General features: G+C 40.1%; 20 protein-coding genes. 3 read left to right on the top strand and 17 right to left on the bottom strand.

Annotation, left to right across the window (positions count from 1 at the left end; translation table 11 throughout):
• Window positions 1-297 precede the first annotated feature (297 nt).
• Both ACCB35_RS04575 and ACCB35_RS04570 read left to right on the top strand, forming a co-directional pair.
• Window positions 298-981, top strand: coding sequence for a hypothetical protein (locus tag ACCB35_RS04575; protein ID WP_374055947.1), 684 nt, complete (start codon window positions 298-300; stop codon window positions 979-981).
• 112 nt (window positions 982-1,093) lie between these two features.
• Complete coding sequence (locus tag ACCB35_RS04570) at window positions 1,094-1,639, top strand: hypothetical protein (RefSeq protein WP_374055946.1); 546 nt, start codon at window positions 1,094-1,096, stop codon at window positions 1,637-1,639.
• Window positions 1,640-1,825: 186 nt separating this feature from the next.
• Here the strand turns inward: ACCB35_RS04570 and ACCB35_RS04565 are convergent, their stop codons facing one another.
• Window positions 1,826-2,824 (bottom strand): ABC transporter permease, encoded by a 999-nt coding sequence (locus tag ACCB35_RS04565; RefSeq protein ID WP_374055945.1) that lies wholly within the window; start codon window positions 2,822-2,824, stop codon window positions 1,826-1,828.
• On the bottom strand, window positions 2,817-3,743 hold the full coding sequence (locus tag ACCB35_RS04560; protein WP_374055944.1) for an ABC transporter ATP-binding protein: 927 nt from the start codon (window positions 3,741-3,743) through the stop codon (window positions 2,817-2,819). The genes ACCB35_RS04565 and ACCB35_RS04560 overlap by 8 nt, the downstream gene beginning before the upstream one ends.
• Before the next feature lie 106 nt (window positions 3,744-3,849).
• On the opposite strand from ACCB35_RS04560, the gene ACCB35_RS04555 reads away from it, so the two are divergent.
• A complete protein-coding gene (locus ACCB35_RS04555; RefSeq protein ID WP_374055943.1) occupies window positions 3,850-4,620 on the top strand; it encodes an SGNH/GDSL hydrolase family protein in 771 nt (256 codons plus the stop codon).
• An 84-nt stretch (window positions 4,621-4,704) separates the two neighbouring features.
• On the opposite strand, the gene ACCB35_RS04550 is transcribed toward ACCB35_RS04555, so the two are convergent.
• From ACCB35_RS04550 to ACCB35_RS04480, 15 genes are all read right to left on the bottom strand, one after another.
• A complete protein-coding gene (locus ACCB35_RS04550) occupies window positions 4,705-4,965 on the bottom strand; it encodes a hypothetical protein (RefSeq protein WP_374055942.1) in 261 nt (86 codons plus the stop codon).
• 14 nt (window positions 4,966-4,979) lie between these two features.
• The gene (locus tag ACCB35_RS04545; protein ID WP_374055941.1) at window positions 4,980-5,771 is read right to left on the bottom strand and encodes an aminoglycoside N(3)-acetyltransferase; all 792 of its coding nucleotides are present in this window, start codon (window positions 5,769-5,771) and stop codon (window positions 4,980-4,982) included.
• A gap of 68 nt (window positions 5,772-5,839) precedes the next feature.
• The gene (locus tag ACCB35_RS04540; RefSeq protein WP_374055940.1) at window positions 5,840-6,451 is read right to left on the bottom strand and encodes an HD domain-containing protein; all 612 of its coding nucleotides are present in this window, start codon (window positions 6,449-6,451) and stop codon (window positions 5,840-5,842) included.
• A 32-nt stretch (window positions 6,452-6,483) separates the two neighbouring features.
• The gene (locus tag ACCB35_RS04535) at window positions 6,484-7,020 is read right to left on the bottom strand and encodes a DUF4269 domain-containing protein (RefSeq protein ID WP_374055939.1); all 537 of its coding nucleotides are present in this window, start codon (window positions 7,018-7,020) and stop codon (window positions 6,484-6,486) included.
• Window positions 7,021-7,068: 48 nt separating this feature from the next.
• Entirely contained in the window at window positions 7,069-7,512 is a 444-nt protein-coding gene (locus tag ACCB35_RS04530) for a pyridoxamine 5'-phosphate oxidase family protein (protein ID WP_374055938.1), read from the bottom strand.
• A gap of 115 nt (window positions 7,513-7,627) precedes the next feature.
• Complete coding sequence (locus tag ACCB35_RS04525; RefSeq protein ID WP_374055937.1) at window positions 7,628-8,092, bottom strand: GNAT family N-acetyltransferase; 465 nt, start codon at window positions 8,090-8,092, stop codon at window positions 7,628-7,630.
• A gap of 175 nt (window positions 8,093-8,267) precedes the next feature.
• Complete coding sequence (locus ACCB35_RS04520; protein ID WP_374055936.1) at window positions 8,268-8,693, bottom strand: VOC family protein; 426 nt, start codon at window positions 8,691-8,693, stop codon at window positions 8,268-8,270.
• A 60-nt stretch (window positions 8,694-8,753) separates the two neighbouring features.
• On the bottom strand, window positions 8,754-9,563 hold the full coding sequence (locus ACCB35_RS04515) for a class I SAM-dependent methyltransferase (protein ID WP_374055935.1): 810 nt from the start codon (window positions 9,561-9,563) through the stop codon (window positions 8,754-8,756).
• Between the two features lie 142 nt (window positions 9,564-9,705).
• Entirely contained in the window at window positions 9,706-10,479 is a 774-nt protein-coding gene (locus ACCB35_RS04510; RefSeq protein WP_374056949.1) for a phosphotransferase, read from the bottom strand.
• Window positions 10,480-10,547: 68 nt separating this feature from the next.
• Entirely contained in the window at window positions 10,548-11,033 is a 486-nt protein-coding gene (locus ACCB35_RS04505) for a GNAT family N-acetyltransferase (RefSeq protein WP_374056948.1), read from the bottom strand.
• A 12-nt stretch (window positions 11,034-11,045) separates the two neighbouring features.
• Window positions 11,046-11,516 (bottom strand): DinB family protein, encoded by a 471-nt coding sequence (locus tag ACCB35_RS04500; RefSeq protein WP_374055934.1) that lies wholly within the window; start codon window positions 11,514-11,516, stop codon window positions 11,046-11,048.
• Window positions 11,517-11,623: 107 nt separating this feature from the next.
• Window positions 11,624-12,241, bottom strand: coding sequence for an NUDIX hydrolase (locus tag ACCB35_RS04495; RefSeq protein WP_374055933.1), 618 nt, complete (start codon window positions 12,239-12,241; stop codon window positions 11,624-11,626).
• A 112-nt stretch (window positions 12,242-12,353) separates the two neighbouring features.
• Window positions 12,354-13,103 (bottom strand): phosphotransferase, encoded by a 750-nt coding sequence (locus ACCB35_RS04490; protein ID WP_374055932.1) that lies wholly within the window; start codon window positions 13,101-13,103, stop codon window positions 12,354-12,356.
• Between the two features lie 85 nt (window positions 13,104-13,188).
• The gene (locus ACCB35_RS04485; protein WP_374055931.1) at window positions 13,189-13,686 is read right to left on the bottom strand and encodes a DinB family protein; all 498 of its coding nucleotides are present in this window, start codon (window positions 13,684-13,686) and stop codon (window positions 13,189-13,191) included.
• A 72-nt stretch (window positions 13,687-13,758) separates the two neighbouring features.
• A complete protein-coding gene (locus ACCB35_RS04480) occupies window positions 13,759-14,754 on the bottom strand; it encodes an MBL fold metallo-hydrolase (protein ID WP_374055930.1) in 996 nt (331 codons plus the stop codon).
• Between the last annotated feature and the right edge of the window lie 35 nt (window positions 14,755-14,789).

Genomic DNA, 14,789 nt, shown 5'->3' with positions numbered 1-14,789 from the left:
TTTATACATGATCACAAGATTGGATCATGTTCAACCCGACTGAAACAATTACTTATAATTGGCTAGAAGCGAATGATTAGTAATATGTGCACCAAAATCGTTTCAGTTAAAAAGTGAAACGATTACGTTTGTGATGCTCATACTAAGTATAAAGTAAGGGCTATCACAAAAGAAACGTTAGTATTCATCTCGCTCAGAGATAGCCTGACATTAAACGGTGGTGTGAGTCAGCTCTTTACCTTTGGAAATTGATTTATTCATAAGTAACAATTCGTATTTATTTAAAAGAATACGAGAATGGAGGGAAATAAAATCGATACATTTCTTTTTAGCTTCTTCTCAATTGCTTACGTCGCGATTTTGGTTATTGGAGTGATCAGTCTTAGAACTTACAAAATAAAAAGTTTAGTTTTTTTATTGCCAGTTGTTGTCGGCCTTATTTATGACAACGGAATCATAGCAATAGGTCAGTTTATAGGAGAAGGGTTACGATTAGAACGATTAAACCTCGCACGTTTTTGGATACATGCATGCTTCACACCTCTTCTCGTGTTATTTTCTTGGAAAACATTGAAACAAGGAGGAGTATTGTGGGCTAAGAAACCTTTAAGTACATTTTCTGCCTATGCATTGACTTTTTCATTGGTATTATTTGAATTTTTTTCTGAGGTATCAGGACTTCACTTAGTGGCAAATATGGAAAACGGCGTCCTAAGCTATAGCTCTGACGAACCTTCAACCGGCCCGCCCCTAATGGTATTGGTAGTTTCACTTGTATTACTTGTGGCTTCAATCATCATCTGGATTAAACAAAAATGGAAGTGGTTTTTTGCCGGTTCCCTTGCAATGATCATCGGAAGTGCTGTAAGTTTACCGATTGATAGCGGAGCCATCACAAATTTCTTTGAATTAGGCCTAATAACCTCCTTACTCGGTACGGCAATCTTCCAGAGTAAAAATATCACAAAAAACTCCCCTTAAGAATCCAGAGTTAGGTTTCTGGAAAAACACGAGTGAAAATGACAATATTGACCAATTGATACCCATAAATACAATCGAGAAATCTAAATACTTTATAAAAGGTGATTTTTGAATGATAACAATTCAGACATACATTTCAAAAAAAGACTGCAAAGAGATGACCTTAAGTGGTGTGATCTTTCGTGATTTTTCACATCTTGACACACCTTTGTCAAAAGAGTATGGAAATAATCAATTAAAGAAATCAGATGGAAATTCAATCTATGGTGCTGTTGAGATCTCCATCTATCAAAAACCTCTTTCTACCTTTAATGAATGGGATGATGTTGATGAATTATGGCTCTCACTTCTAGAATCTTTGAAACACTGCTTGAAATATGGTCATGGTATTAGCGGCTTTTCGAGGCGGACGTTGGATTGGGAAATGAAATTAATAAAAGAAGATAAAAACGACTCTATATTAATCACTTGGAATCATTGGGATGCAGGTTGGAATACCGTTTATGAAATGATCACAGTTTGTCTTCCCCAAAAAAAGTTGGTGGATAGCTTATTGGGTGAAGGAGCACTTTATGTTGACTTTAGGAAGTCTTTATCTGACAGTGGTCCCAGCAGTAAAATGGAAAGATTGATTGATGAAATTAAATCCTTTAACTAGCGTAAATATCTATTAATGTAATGCGAGTAGCTTTCATTAGAAGAATGATAGGTTTAGGTTCTGGGAAAAGTTGATTATTGAAATAATGATTACAGAAAGCAGCTACAAGAAATGAATGTAGCTGCTTTTCTTCAAGAAAATAGGGTCTTGTCCCCACCGAAACTTCTAAAGGAAGGGAAAATCCTTTTAATACATATCCTTCTGAGTGAAATTCCAAAACGCAATGGCAAGGCAAGCGACAGTCCATACTCCAAGTACTGTTAATGAAAACGGCAAGGACATCCCTTCGATTGGAGGAGCTTGACCTTCTAAGTAATTGATCAGATCGAAATTCAAGTTCACCAAATACTTTGAGCTCGTCCAGCTTGAACCGATAGAAGATAAGAGGGTGCCTGCAATCAATACAGCCATCATGGCCCCGATACCGGTTGCTGTATTTTTTACAAGTACTGAAATCATCAGGCTTATGGTTCCAACAGTCGCTGTAACGACCCATGCGAGACCCGCTGACATCAGCAAGTATTCCCACATCGGAAGGGTATGGATATTTGCCGTTGAAAATTCACCTGATGGAGAAGCTTGAAAGCCTGTCAGAATGGGTGCTGTCCAGCCATCATATCCGAGGACAATTCCTGAAATCCCATAGCAGACAATTACCGTAGATGCCATCAGCATCGATGTATACAGCAAAACCGTCAGCCATTTGGCCATCAGGATCTTCCATCGTTTTACCGGCCGGGACAATAATGTCTTGATGGTCCCATCATTGTATTCCCCACTCACAACATCAGCCATAATAATAATGATGAGTAAAGGCAGGACTAGTGTGAGTCCCTGTGAGAAAAAAATGCGGATGAATGTAGGTGCTCCAGGATAATTAGGGTTGATGTCTTTGTCCAAGTAATATTGCTTTTGCTTCAAATCAAATTCAAGGAATTGTCTGACCTCATCCTGGATCCCACTTGATGCAAGCCGGTTTTGCCGATCGACTATCTCCTGCTGCAGCTCCACTCGCCAGTCCAGAGTACCCTGCTTTTCCAACTTATCTTGTATCTCCCGGTATTGTGCATATGTAAACATGGAGACTAGAATGATTAATATGGCGATGACAACCGCAAAGCGTTTTTTGGAAGCGATTTTCATTACTTCATTATGAATCAGACCAATCATATTTGGGTTAGACAATATGATCGCCCCCTGTCAAACTAATAAATAAGTCCTCCAATGTCTGGACCTTCCTTTCAATGGTCCATACCTCGATTCCTTCCTTTAGTAAAGATTCATTCAGGATCGAAGTTTTGCTTTCATCCATAAGAGTATGGACCGTATGATCATCGTACAGTTCTGCAGCTTGGACATAGGGAGATGCTTTAAAGAGATCAAGTGCACGAAAAGCATCATTGACTCTCCAGTCCACACCTGATGACAATGCATCCACTAAATCACTTACCGTGCCTACCTTCACGATTCTCCCATGGCTCATAATAGCCACTCGATTCGCAAGCAACTCGATTTCACTTAATATATGACTGGATACAAGAACGGAAAGACCCGTTTCGTCGACCAGTTTCCTGATAAATGTACGAAGGTCCTTTATGCCCATTGGATCCAATCCATTCGTAGGTTCGTCCAATATAAGCACATCCGGACGGCCTAATAATGCTTGTGCAATCCCGAGCCTCTGACGCATTCCAAGTGAATAGGTCTGTACTTGGTCATCGATCCGTGCAGTCAAATCAACGAGATCAATTACCTCTTGTATTCGTTCACTATCCACATTAGGCAGCATCCGTGCAAATAGTTGCAGATTTTCACGACCGCTCAAATACTTATATAATTCTGGATTTTCAACGATAGAACCAAGACGCTGCATCGCCTGTACAAATTGCTTTCTCACATCAAAATCACAGATCTTAATGACTCCCGATGTTGGCTTGATCAGACCGACGAGCATCCGAATCGTAGTTGTTTTTCCAGCACCATTGGGACCAAGGAATCCAAATACTTCTCCTGGATAGATTTCAAATGATATATTATCAATAATCGTCTTTTTCCCTATTACTTTCGTAACGTTTTTCAATTGAACGGTTGGCTTTATGCTCATATCATCACCCTATATCTATTCTAGCGAACTTTTTTCTCAATTGCTCTTTTAAATACTCAGCAGGAGTAAAAGTTGGTACAATCATAATAGAAGGAGAGATTAAGAGATGAAAAAATGGATGTGGCAACTATTTATCACCCTTTCCCTTGCACTGACAGTCCTATTTGGATATGGATTTACAAGAGCCTATTGGGATGTCACCAACCCTCCCCAAGAGAAGATAGTAGCAGAAGCAGAAGAAGCCCCTGTCACTCCTGGAGAAACGTATATTGCACTTGGCGATTCATTGACAAGGGGGGTAGGATCATCAAAAGGAGAAGGTTTTGTCCCGCTGGTCGGAAATCCACTTAAAGAAACGAATACCGTGGAGCGGTACCAAAACTTAGGCATACGAGGTGCAAGGATTGAAGATTTACTGGCCCAGTTAGAGCAAAAGGATGTCAAGAGATCTCTTAAGGACGCCAAAATCATTTCCATCACGATTGGGGGAAACAATCTCTTTAATTCTGGTGAGATTTTAAATAATTATTCGGAAGCTGCCGCCCTTGAAATTCTGGAAACCGAAATTCCGAACTTGGAAAAAACGTTTGAAACCATTCGTGACATTAATAAGGATGCCGTCATCCTCTATATGGGACTATATAATCCCTTTAAGGAATTGTCGGACGGGGATTCCTTTGATTCTGTCATCCAAAAATGGAATGAAGCCGCCCGCACATTAGGCTTAACATACGAAGTTCAAGTTGTGGATACCTTCAATTTGGTAACGGATGCCAAACGCGATCTTTCAAGTGACAACTTCCATCCAAATGATGCTACTTATCAGCAAATAGCTGATAGCCTATCACTTGTCATTGAAAAAAACATTATAGAATAATCCTGGAAGCCACGGGGACAGGTACCGTGGCTTTTTTCAAATCACCCCAATAAACCTGTTCTTCTGCCACTTGCTTGAATCTCTTCATTCCCCCATAACCATATTTAAAAGGAATGAAGTCATCAAACCTGATAAGGATATAAACAACGCAACCAGTCCCATTTTGTTAAGGCTCATGCCACCCCACCCACCAATCGCTAAACCGACCAACCACCATGCGGTAGATAAAAGGATGAGAACGAAAAAGAGCTTCGCATTAAAAAAAGAATGGATTTTCCCGTATTTTTGTAAAGCCTGTAAAACAAAAGCGGCGACCACCCCGACCAGTAAGTTGAATGCAACCATTCAATCCCTCCCGGTCATTTCCTGTTTTTGTCCATCCAGCCGACAGCATAGTCCACCATCTGTCTCATCGGCATTAAATAGCTCTGTGCATCCCCTACCATACTCATTTTCACATAGTCCGTTTCACTATGGAAATCGTTAAATAACCGGTCAAAATCATCGGATTCATTGTTGATGTCGCGGTACGTTGTCCACACTTCTTGGTCCCCTCTTTTCACCTTCACATCCCAAATCTTCTCCTTTACAAAGGAGTTGTTTTGCCTATATTCAGCGAGATGCAAAGAGGTATTTGAATTTGTTGGCGCACCCAAAAGCAGGATGTAGGCACCAAGCTCATACATTTTCCCTAATGGGGAAAGTTCATTCAGGGAGAAGTCGAGACCATGTTCTTGTGTCAGAAAAAGTGCATCTCTCCCCCATGCGGCAAAAGAGGTGTGAGGGTGCGGACTCCGGTGCACCCCGTCTTGCTTTCTGAACGTCTCAGGGATGAAGCCCATGTATGAGGTCGGGGTTAAATCAGGATGAAAAGTCGGCATGTTCACCCTGAAGAGCTCCAGTTCTTCATCGGTATATCCACTTCCGTATTCAGCTGGGTCGCAAAGATGCTCGGTCTGGGTCGGCATCACGATGTTTCCATCGGCACCGACTGCTTCTTCAAGTGCCAGGATTACGGAAACCGGTCCGCCTATGACCCTTCCAAGTGATTTTAAGGATGAGTGGACTATGACGGTCTTTCCCTTCGTGACACCTAGTTCCTTTAAATCTTTTACAATGTGATTCTTAGTGATAAGATTTCCTTTTATCATGAGTTGTTCACCCCCTTTATTTTGGTTTCATCGTTTTCTTTTGGAGTTGGAAAGTCAATTAGTTTTCATCAGACTTTTAATTTCTTTGTATCAATCCCAGCATCCTTTAATTTCAAGTCCGCCTCGTCCTCAATGATGTTCTTAAACACCTGAAGCGTCCCGTCAAACTCAACATGCTTATCCATCATGAAACTCATCCCGTGTTCAATCTCTATCCAGGTGGAGATGTCAGCTTCATTATGTTGAATCTGGGCTTCCAGTTTATCCAATGCATTAGCTACTTTAGCTTCATAGGTCTCCTTTTCTTCAAACTCGAACCAAAGATTATATAGCTCTTCTCCTAAAGCATTCCCAAGCATATCTCTCATTCTTTCAATGGATTTTCTCTCATTGATTGCTTTTTGTTCCTTAGCTAATCGATCGTTCATCGTATCGAAAGCCGGGATATCCCCTGCTTCAGCCTCAACCAGATCGTGTATGATGATCATTTTTAATAATTTGGCCGAATCCACCTTCTGCGTTAAGTAAGGTTCGATCAACATCGCCATCAGGGAAACTCTCCACGTATGCTCCGCGACGCTTTCTTGTCTGCCATTGGACAGCCAGCTGTGCCTCATCTCAGATTTTAACTTTTCTCCAAGTTTGATGAGTTCTAGTATATGTAATAGATTATTCTTCATTTAAGCTCACCTCTTCAATGGATTTCAACAACCTACCCCATGATAATCCCTTCTTCAACCCCCAACCGAATCAGACCTTCATAAGGATCTCCCGTAATATCAAAAATCTTACAAAATGCCGGCTCTGTCTTGTAACCTTGGTTTTTGACATGTATCACTTCCTGTTTAAGAGCAGGATATCTTTGCAACAGTTCATGTTCAACCATCATATGGAGATAGGCACGTTGCTTATGTACCGGTTGGTCTTGGCCAAACAGCTCAAACTCTAAATCTCTAAAGGTAAAATTCGCCTTTACGACTTCTTTTCCATTAATCGTTTTCCTTTTGATTGTAAAGTCATCTTGTTTGTTGTATAACGTTTGGATCAATTCCTCAAATGGCTCTAATGCCTGTACTTCCATAATAATGTCCAGGTCTGAACCCGATATGTTTATGCCAATGGGAAACGTTCCGCATAGAACAGGAGTGTAGGTACTCAATTCGTTCATAATATCCAGTTCCATGATTACCGTATAAGCGTCTTGTTGTTTTTTTGTTCCCATTTTCATTCTTTCAAATAAATCTATCATCGGTGCACCTCCCTTGCCTGACATTCTTAAAAATGCAAGATATAAAACTTAAATGCTTGGTATAAAAGATTGATCCCTTACAACCACTGTTTCAGGCACAAACTTTATTAAAATATTGCTATCGCCTAACCCCCGAAATCTTGGATCCCACTTCTCTTCTTCTGTTCCAAGATAACGCTCGAGTAACCGTGTGGCGATCTTTTTATCAAAAGCCTCCACCGTGGCTTTCCCTCTAAACCCTGCATGTAATACTTTTCCTGTAGTATGATCGAGATCTACGATACCAATGGCACACTCAGGGTTTTCTTTGATTCTTCCGGGAAAAGTATCTGAAGAAGGGGTTCTAATGATATAGATATGTTCATTTTCCCAGTAAAACCAAACAGGTGACTCTCGCGGACCTTCCTTGGATAATGTAGAAAGGTGCGCAAATAAAGGCTTTTTAAGAAATACATCGAGATCAAAGCTTTTATTACCTGTGATAATTTCCAAATCTGTTTCATCCTCTCAATATATTAAACTCGCAATAGCTTATTAAACACTTATAGGCATAACTTATTCCAAGGAGAAAATGCAACTCTGCATTCACCTCCAAACGTTCTTCAAGTTAGCACTCAAACCCCATTTTCACAAATTCATACGTGCTTCCATTCGTATCTTGCATAAAAGTATCGATATCCTTAAACCCTATCTTTCTATAGGTTTTTATAGCTCTTTGATTAAAAGTTGCGACTGATAAGGTAATCTTACCAGGACTGAATCTTGACTGGACGAAATCAATACCAGAATTCAGAAACTCTAATCCTTTTCCTTGACCAGTCAAATCCGGTCTCATCCCTAATCCAATATCACATATGTTCGGACCCACTATACCAACACTGAAAAATCCAATAAGTTCATCTTCTTTCAAAACGGCAAACACAGAGTCACCTCTAGTGTCAGAGTCTAAAAATTCATCCAAATCTTCTTTATCGGCTTCCATATCATAAAAAGAATATTCACCATCATAGTGCCAATTATAAGCAATATCTTCTGCTTGTTCCTGAGTCATTGTTTCAAACGTAAGAGTCATACATATCTCCCTCCAACTACCTTCTCCTCTTTGTCGAACGGGCCCGGCGCTTCTTTTACTCTCACCATGGATGCGTGGTTCTTATTGGTCCCACGCTTCGACATACCTAAACCAGAACCCATTGATAATAAAAAACCACACATATGATATGTATGGCCCTCATCCAATTTTCCCTTTAACTCTTATGGGAACTCAAATATTTCTCTCTGAAAACCTGACTAAGCTCACTCCACACATCGAATTTATTCCCATCTAAATCGTAGAAAACAAAATTCCTTCCGGAGTGACCCCTGTTTTCAATTTCACCGACCCGAATCCCACTATCGATAAAGTCCCCATGCATGGTTTCTAAAGCATTCAAACCATTCACTTCGAATGTTAACGAAAAACGTTCCTCACCATGAATATCTATGAAATTAGCACGTTGATCTGCTTTTGATTTAACAAGAAAAACACTTTGGTTTGCAAGGTTCAAGATCGCTTTATCTTCATCTTTATAGCTTAACTCTGCACCCAATTTATTGACATACCATTCAGTTGAAAGCTCCACATTTGTGACCGGGATATAAGTGGTACCGATCCTTAATAATTTTTCGTTCATGTATAATCCCCTCCGACATGATAAGTACGTAACCTTGTATATCCTAAAAAATAACCCGTTTTACTTTCTCCTGCCCACATAAAGCAAGTGAGATGAAATACCAAGAATATAAGGGTCTGTTGCCTTCTCTATAATCAAGTCAATTATTTTCGTTACTTCCTCTTCCCCTTTTTCTCTCCAGTAATCCCAATTGCCACTATTCAAAACCGTTCCTGCATTGGATCCGATCAGCTCAATCGTTTCAAATCCGTTTGCTTCCATAAAAGGATTGATGTCTTCTATATTAAAATAATACGCTCCTGTAAAACGTCCTTCATCTGCATGATTAAAGCAGCCCGATTGGGAAAATTGCAAAATGGTATCCATATCATTGTTCGGCTTCCAATTGCCAGGAGATAGGAGCGAGTTAAGGATGTGTCTGATTCTGGGCATAAAGGCAACAAAGACCAGCCCGTCCTGTTTAGTCACTCTCTTTAATTCTTGCACTGCCTTTATACGGTCATTTTCTTCCTGCAAATGATACATGGGACCGAGCATGAATGAGGAGTCGAACTGTTCATCTTCAAGCATATAAAGGTCTCTGGCATCTGCTGCATGGAACCCTTCAAATCGTTCGTCTAAGTCAAGTTCTTTCGCTTTATCTTTAGCAATGTCAACTAATCTTGGGGTCAAATCGGTCAGTGTTACCTTATAACCGGCTTTGGCAAGTTCCATTGAATATTTCCCCGGCCCGGCACCATTATCGAGTACATATCCCGTTTTGGGCATATATTTCCTTATATAGTGCCAATTCACCTGAAATTCAACTGGCTCACGTTCAAGTCTTCCCCACTCATCAAATTGATTGTAATACTCAATGATCTTACTCATTCATATCACCCATATTCCACTTTTTACCTATATATTCGGTGAAACCTCGGTAATATCCTGCTTAAGCTACCTACCAATCAGCAATGATTGCATCCAGCAAAAAAGCGTGATATCAAATAATCGCGCCCGATTGCCAAACTTCTTAATAAACCCACTCTTTCCCATGTTCACGAATAAACTTTATATCTGTTTGATAATGCTCATGGTGCCCTTCATCAATCATCTTTTGAAAAGCAGGGTCACCTTCACCGGCTTTTCTCTTCATGTATTTACACAACCCTTCCAAGCGCAGCAATACCATCTCCAAATACCCTTCTTCCATTCCCGGCATACCGTAGGATTCAAAAAACAGTCTCACTCTTTGTTTGATACGGTCCGCATCATGTGTAGGATGATAGTGAACGGCTTCACCCGCTTCGCTATGATAGTGCCTGCTTAAAGGGACGCAGGTGTAAAGGGTATAGGCGATGTCCCAAAGTCTCGGGCCGGGGCCGGCAACATCAAAATCTATGATTCCTACTGGTTTTTCGTGATGAAAGATAATATTGTAGATGGCAAAGTCATTGTGACAAATCACCTCCACGTTCGGTGGAGTATTGTCCATGGGCTGCCATTCATCACTTAAAGGAAAATCACTAACAGCATCATGGTACTGACGAAGCATCCTCGCTATTCCTATCAATACATCATTTGACCACATGTACTCTTTTAAAGGATAATGGCCGGCTTCCCCTTCAATGAATGATAATATCTCTCTACCTTTTTCATCGATGCCTAAAAGCTTCGGTGCATAACCAAACCCTTTACTCTCCAAATGCTTTAATAGCTTGTGAATTTTGGGACTGTCCGGCTTTACATCCCGTCTGACTGTGTCTCCCGAACGGTATACGTTCGAGACATTCCCGCCTGTTAGCATTTCTTCGTTTTCATTCTTCAATTAAATCCCCCCAATTCAGGATTTGCCCTATAACTAAATAGTCAACCTTATACATTCAATACCATTCTAAACATCTTTGTTATATGACCTTCAAGATCATCATCGAACTCAGAAACAACTCTGAAACCTTTTGCACGATAAAAATGGGTTCCTGTCTTATTCTCTTTCTCAACACTTATGTAGATTGACCTTGCACCACTCAAGTCCTTTATCCCTTCCTGAAGCAGGGCAGTCCCAATTCCTCCACCTTGATGTTCCGAATCTAAGTAAATGGCCCCCAATTCCACTTCCCCCTCTTCTTTTACAGGAGAGAAATTAGCGAAACCAACAATCTTTCCGTCCTTTTCAGCAACGTACAGCGAAGAAACCTCTAAGCGCTTTCGCATCATTTCATCACTATAAGCAGAGTTTAAGAAACTTTCTTGGATTTTAAGTGGAATGATACCCTCGTATGTCGTACTCCAGCTAGTTCTTGCTACTTCCTGAACTTGATTTATGTCCGTTTTCTCCATTTTGCGAATTGTATACTCCAGCATTAACACCCCTTAATTGAAAGATTTACTTGCAAGTGCCTGTTTCATACTTTTAATTATTCCCATATGCAGACTTTCATGGTTCATATGGAATACAACCATGTCCCCTACTGTGTTCATTCCCAAAAATGATTCCTTCAGTGGTTTTTCAAGGTGACCCTTACACGCTTGTTCGATAAGAAGCGGCTGTGCTTCCAATTCCATAATAAGCTTATTCATTGAGGGAGGCTGTTCTGTCCACTCTTGTGGTTTACTCTCTCTCGGAAACATCTTGTGATACGACTGCGGCATTTGCCTTTCCTGATCAACAGCTGGAAACATGGTGTGATCCCAACCCACTAAAATATGACCGGCATTCCATCGGATACTATTATTATGACCATGAGGGACCTGATCGGCGATTTCCTCCGGTATGGTGCGCAGGAAGTCAACAGTCCAACTGCGCCACAGTTTCATTTGATTAAATAATTGATCTTCTTTCATTTGCCTCATCCCCTTTTATCTATTTTAAAAAAACTGCCCCTTAGTAGGAATATTTCAGATTCTTTACTCACTCCATTGTTCTAATAAAAAAGCAAACTTCATGACCATCAATCATAAACCGTTTCTTTATATGGATTCCTCAAGAATTCAAACAGCAGGTTGATCTGAGTTTCTGTATTCCTTCCGACTGATAACTCAGGCAAATGATCTTTTTCAAAAAAATGGATTCCTTTTGTTTCGATTCCACTTTCTGCCCTTCCACCCGTCACCTCACATTGAATGAATAGCTTATAGTAATGGTAAGGTTGCGGGGGATGGGGATGCTTGTTCATATCGAGTATTGCGAGTAATTTTACAGGGGTTACATCAAAGCCTGATTCTTCTCTTATTTCTTTGACGATGTTTTCACTTGGTGACAGGCCAACATCACAAAACCCACCTGGCAAAGACCATTTATCATCAACTTTCTCTCGGACCATCAGGATTTTATTATCCTTGAATACGACACCGCGCACATCCACTTTCGGTGTCTGATAACCTGATTCATTCGTAAACAGTTCCCTTACTTTTCTCATCTCTAAGCCTGTGTATTCCTGCATGATCTCCGCACTGATCGACCGTAATTCTTCATATCTCTCAATATCGTAAACATCCTTTGAAAAGGCCAGTCCTGATTGAGATAATGCTTGAATTCTTTTGGCCCATTCTAACCATTGGTCACTCATTGTTCTTGCACCACCTATCTTTTCATATGTTATTACTTCCCATGTTCAGTTCCCATCTTTTTTACTGAATCACTTCCGATTACAGTACAATTGATGAAATGGCTCTTCCCTGTTAAATAGGACAATGCTGATTGACAATCTCCAATAGACGCTTAGGTTTTTCTGATGTAACACATTCAGATAACCTTGCTGCAGCTATGATTGGCGCCCATTGATCAATATCATCTTTAGACAAACCGCTTTTTTGACAGTAAACACGCATATACATATCAGCCAATTCCACCGAAACCTGTGAATACAAAAGATACGTTCGATATACATCAGCACGAATATCCCCTGCACTAGAATCCACCCAGTCGATAATGGTGACCTTATGATGGGACAGAATTAAGTTAAACAAATGAAAATCCCCATGACAGAGTTTTTCGTCGAAGGTCATCGAATCTAATTTTTTTAGTAATGCAGACTTACGTTTATTATCCAGTCCTGGTGCAGATTCTATTTGTCTACGTAATTTTTCGGACATAGGTTCAATAGATTTAGCTTTCATCTTATGCATGTTCATTTGTACATCAATAGACATGTTAAGATAATATTCCGCTTTTTCCGTGTTGTCAGTTAGAAGATCCCCCATCGTTTTCCCTTTTATATGTTCCATTATGATGACCTGTTTACCATCTATTGTGGTTACATCAAATATTTCCGGCACAGAGAGTCCACACGAATAAGCATACTTTTGCTTATAAGCTTCATTAGTAGATTCCATATCTGGTAATGAATCATTAAAAACTTTAAACACCTTGTTTTCACAAAGATATACCTTTGCTGTATTTCCAATTGCAATAGGAGTTCCTAAATTCACTGGTTCTCACTCCTTTCACTTATTTTTTCAAGTAATTGAATGCAAGAGAAGCACGAGATGCACCCAAGCGCTATGTAATTACCACCTATGCCAAGTAACGTTCCAACTCATCTTTTTGACGTAAATGATGACGAAAATGCATTCCGACCAAATCATACCATTCTTTTGCATTCAACCAGCCGAATCCCCCATGTTCACTCTTTTTAGTTGGGTGAATATAATCCACTTTCGTTTCCCAATGCGTCATTCGTTGAATTAATTGTTCCATCCTGCTAATGAGTTCTTCCTTGCTGTCTGAATTATTTGGTGGAGCATTCAGTTCATCTGGTAACCTTATTTTGATAGGTGGAAACCCTCCGTCCTCAAATAATTGCTCACCAAACTGGGTTTTCCCAAAGGGCTGTTCCTCATTCAATGCAGCACATTCTTCCATACGATCAAGATACTCATGGGCAACAACAATCAAATGGTCATACATCTGGCCAATTGACCACACCCCTTCTACCGGAATATACCTTAGCTGTTCTATTGAATAATTGTAAAGGTCATCTTTGAAAGTAATAAGCAGTTTAATGTCACTCATTTGAATACTCCCTTTCAATTTATGGAATCCGGATGTCCAGTGACGGTTCTATAAATATCATTCCTGCAGATTCTACTCTGAATAATACGCATAGACTTTAGATAAGTTACCTCTAATTCCGTTAACTCCTCTCCACTCAGTATACGGATCAGGTATTTCCAAGTTAGAAACAAAGTCTTCCAAAGACACGTTATTCTTCACTGCTTCTTTCGTTTTTCCAATCAAAAAGGCCAAATATTTTTCCATGGTACAAAGTAATTCATTCCCACCTGGATATCCGTGACCAGGTACGACAGTCTCCATATCCAATAGCTTCACCTTTTCTAGAATGGTACTAAATTCTTCAGGATCATAAATGGGTAAATGTAAATCAACGGTGACCAGATCACCCATAAACCCGACCTTCTCTTCTGGCAAGTACAGAAATGTGTCACTTGGGGTATGGCCTCCTCCAAAGCAGTTCAGTTCCACCTTTCTTTTAGAGCCTTCAATCACCAGTTTTTCTTCAAAAAGAACGGCTGGGAACACGAGCTTCATAGTTGGTAAGTCTTTTAGAATGGCCGACATTTCTTTATACTGACTTGTGAGACTTTCTTTCATGAATCTGTCTGCAGTTACCCCTATTTGTTCTTTTAGCTTCTTCAAATATTCTTCTGTTTCTTCTATTTCTTGATTCAAATCTACTATTTTATTGTTCTCTTCAAACCATTTCCTTGTAAGGGAAGTGGAAATGATCGTTGTATCTGAAAATATTTGATTTCCGAATACATGATCCCCATGATAATGACTGTTGATCAGATACCTCACTTTTTTCCCAGTCAGATCTTCCGCTTGTTTCCTCAACTCATAACCAGCGGAAGGAGTGGCAAATGAATCGAAAATCAGCAATCCCTCTCCCAGGTCAACGATACCGGCATTACTCCAGGCACCTTGGCCCGGCTTGGCGATAGCTGCATAAACTCCGTCACTTAAGATACATAAGCTAAAAAAATCGGTTTCACGGATTATTTCTTTCACTCTTTTCACCCTTACAGGAACTTTATTGGTGTCCACTCTATTAATGATCATTTCATATGAAACATCTTTCGTATAAAACTTTCCCC

The organism is Rossellomorea sp. FM04394, from assembly GCF_041889765.1.
In the GTDB taxonomy this organism is placed as follows: Bacteria; Bacillota; Bacilli; order Bacillales; family Bacillaceae_B; genus Rossellomorea; species Rossellomorea aquimaris_B.
Note: the sequence above shows the minus strand (reverse complement) of the source record. Positions and strands in the feature narration are given on the sequence as shown.

What these genes read in the sequence shown, in the direction of transcription:
- ACCB35_RS04540 (WP_374055940.1), bottom strand. Translation starts at nt 6,451, where the DNA reads ATGAAGAATAATCTATTACATATACTAGAACTCATCAAACTTGGAGAA.
- ACCB35_RS04480 (WP_374055930.1), bottom strand. Translation starts at nt 14,754, where the DNA reads ATGATCATTAATAGAGTGGACACCAATAAAGTTCCTGTAAGGGTGAAA.
- ACCB35_RS04560 (WP_374055944.1), bottom strand. Translation starts at nt 3,743, where the DNA reads ATGAGCATAAAGCCAACCGTTCAATTGAAAAACGTTACGAAAGTAATA.
- ACCB35_RS04545 (WP_374055941.1), bottom strand. Translation starts at nt 5,771, where the DNA reads ATGATAAAAGGAAATCTTATCACTAAGAATCACATTGTAAAAGATTTA.
- ACCB35_RS04510 (WP_374056949.1), bottom strand. Translation starts at nt 10,479, where the DNA reads ATGCTAACAGGCGGGAATGTCTCGAACGTATACCGTTCGGGAGACACA.
- ACCB35_RS04500 (WP_374055934.1), bottom strand. Translation starts at nt 11,516, where the DNA reads ATGAAAGAAGATCAATTATTTAATCAAATGAAACTGTGGCGCAGTTGG.
- ACCB35_RS04515 (WP_374055935.1), bottom strand. Translation starts at nt 9,563, where the DNA reads ATGAGTAAGATCATTGAGTATTACAATCAATTTGATGAGTGGGGAAGA.
- ACCB35_RS04495 (WP_374055933.1), bottom strand. Translation starts at nt 12,241, where the DNA reads ATGAGTGACCAATGGTTAGAATGGGCCAAAAGAATTCAAGCATTATCT.
- ACCB35_RS04535 (WP_374055939.1), bottom strand. Translation starts at nt 7,020, where the DNA reads ATGATAGATTTATTTGAAAGAATGAAAATGGGAACAAAAAAACAACAA.
- ACCB35_RS04575 (WP_374055947.1), top strand. Translation starts at nt 298, where the DNA reads ATGGAGGGAAATAAAATCGATACATTTCTTTTTAGCTTCTTCTCAATT.
- ACCB35_RS04525 (WP_374055937.1), bottom strand. Translation starts at nt 8,092, where the DNA reads ATGACTCTTACGTTTGAAACAATGACTCAGGAACAAGCAGAAGATATT.
- ACCB35_RS04570 (WP_374055946.1), top strand. Translation starts at nt 1,094, where the DNA reads ATGATAACAATTCAGACATACATTTCAAAAAAAGACTGCAAAGAGATG.
- ACCB35_RS04520 (WP_374055936.1), bottom strand. Translation starts at nt 8,693, where the DNA reads ATGAACGAAAAATTATTAAGGATCGGTACCACTTATATCCCGGTCACA.
- ACCB35_RS04550 (WP_374055942.1), bottom strand. Translation starts at nt 4,965, where the DNA reads ATGGTTGCATTCAACTTACTGGTCGGGGTGGTCGCCGCTTTTGTTTTA.
- ACCB35_RS04485 (WP_374055931.1), bottom strand. Translation starts at nt 13,686, where the DNA reads ATGAGTGACATTAAACTGCTTATTACTTTCAAAGATGACCTTTACAAT.
- ACCB35_RS04555 (WP_374055943.1), top strand. Translation starts at nt 3,850, where the DNA reads ATGAAAAAATGGATGTGGCAACTATTTATCACCCTTTCCCTTGCACTG.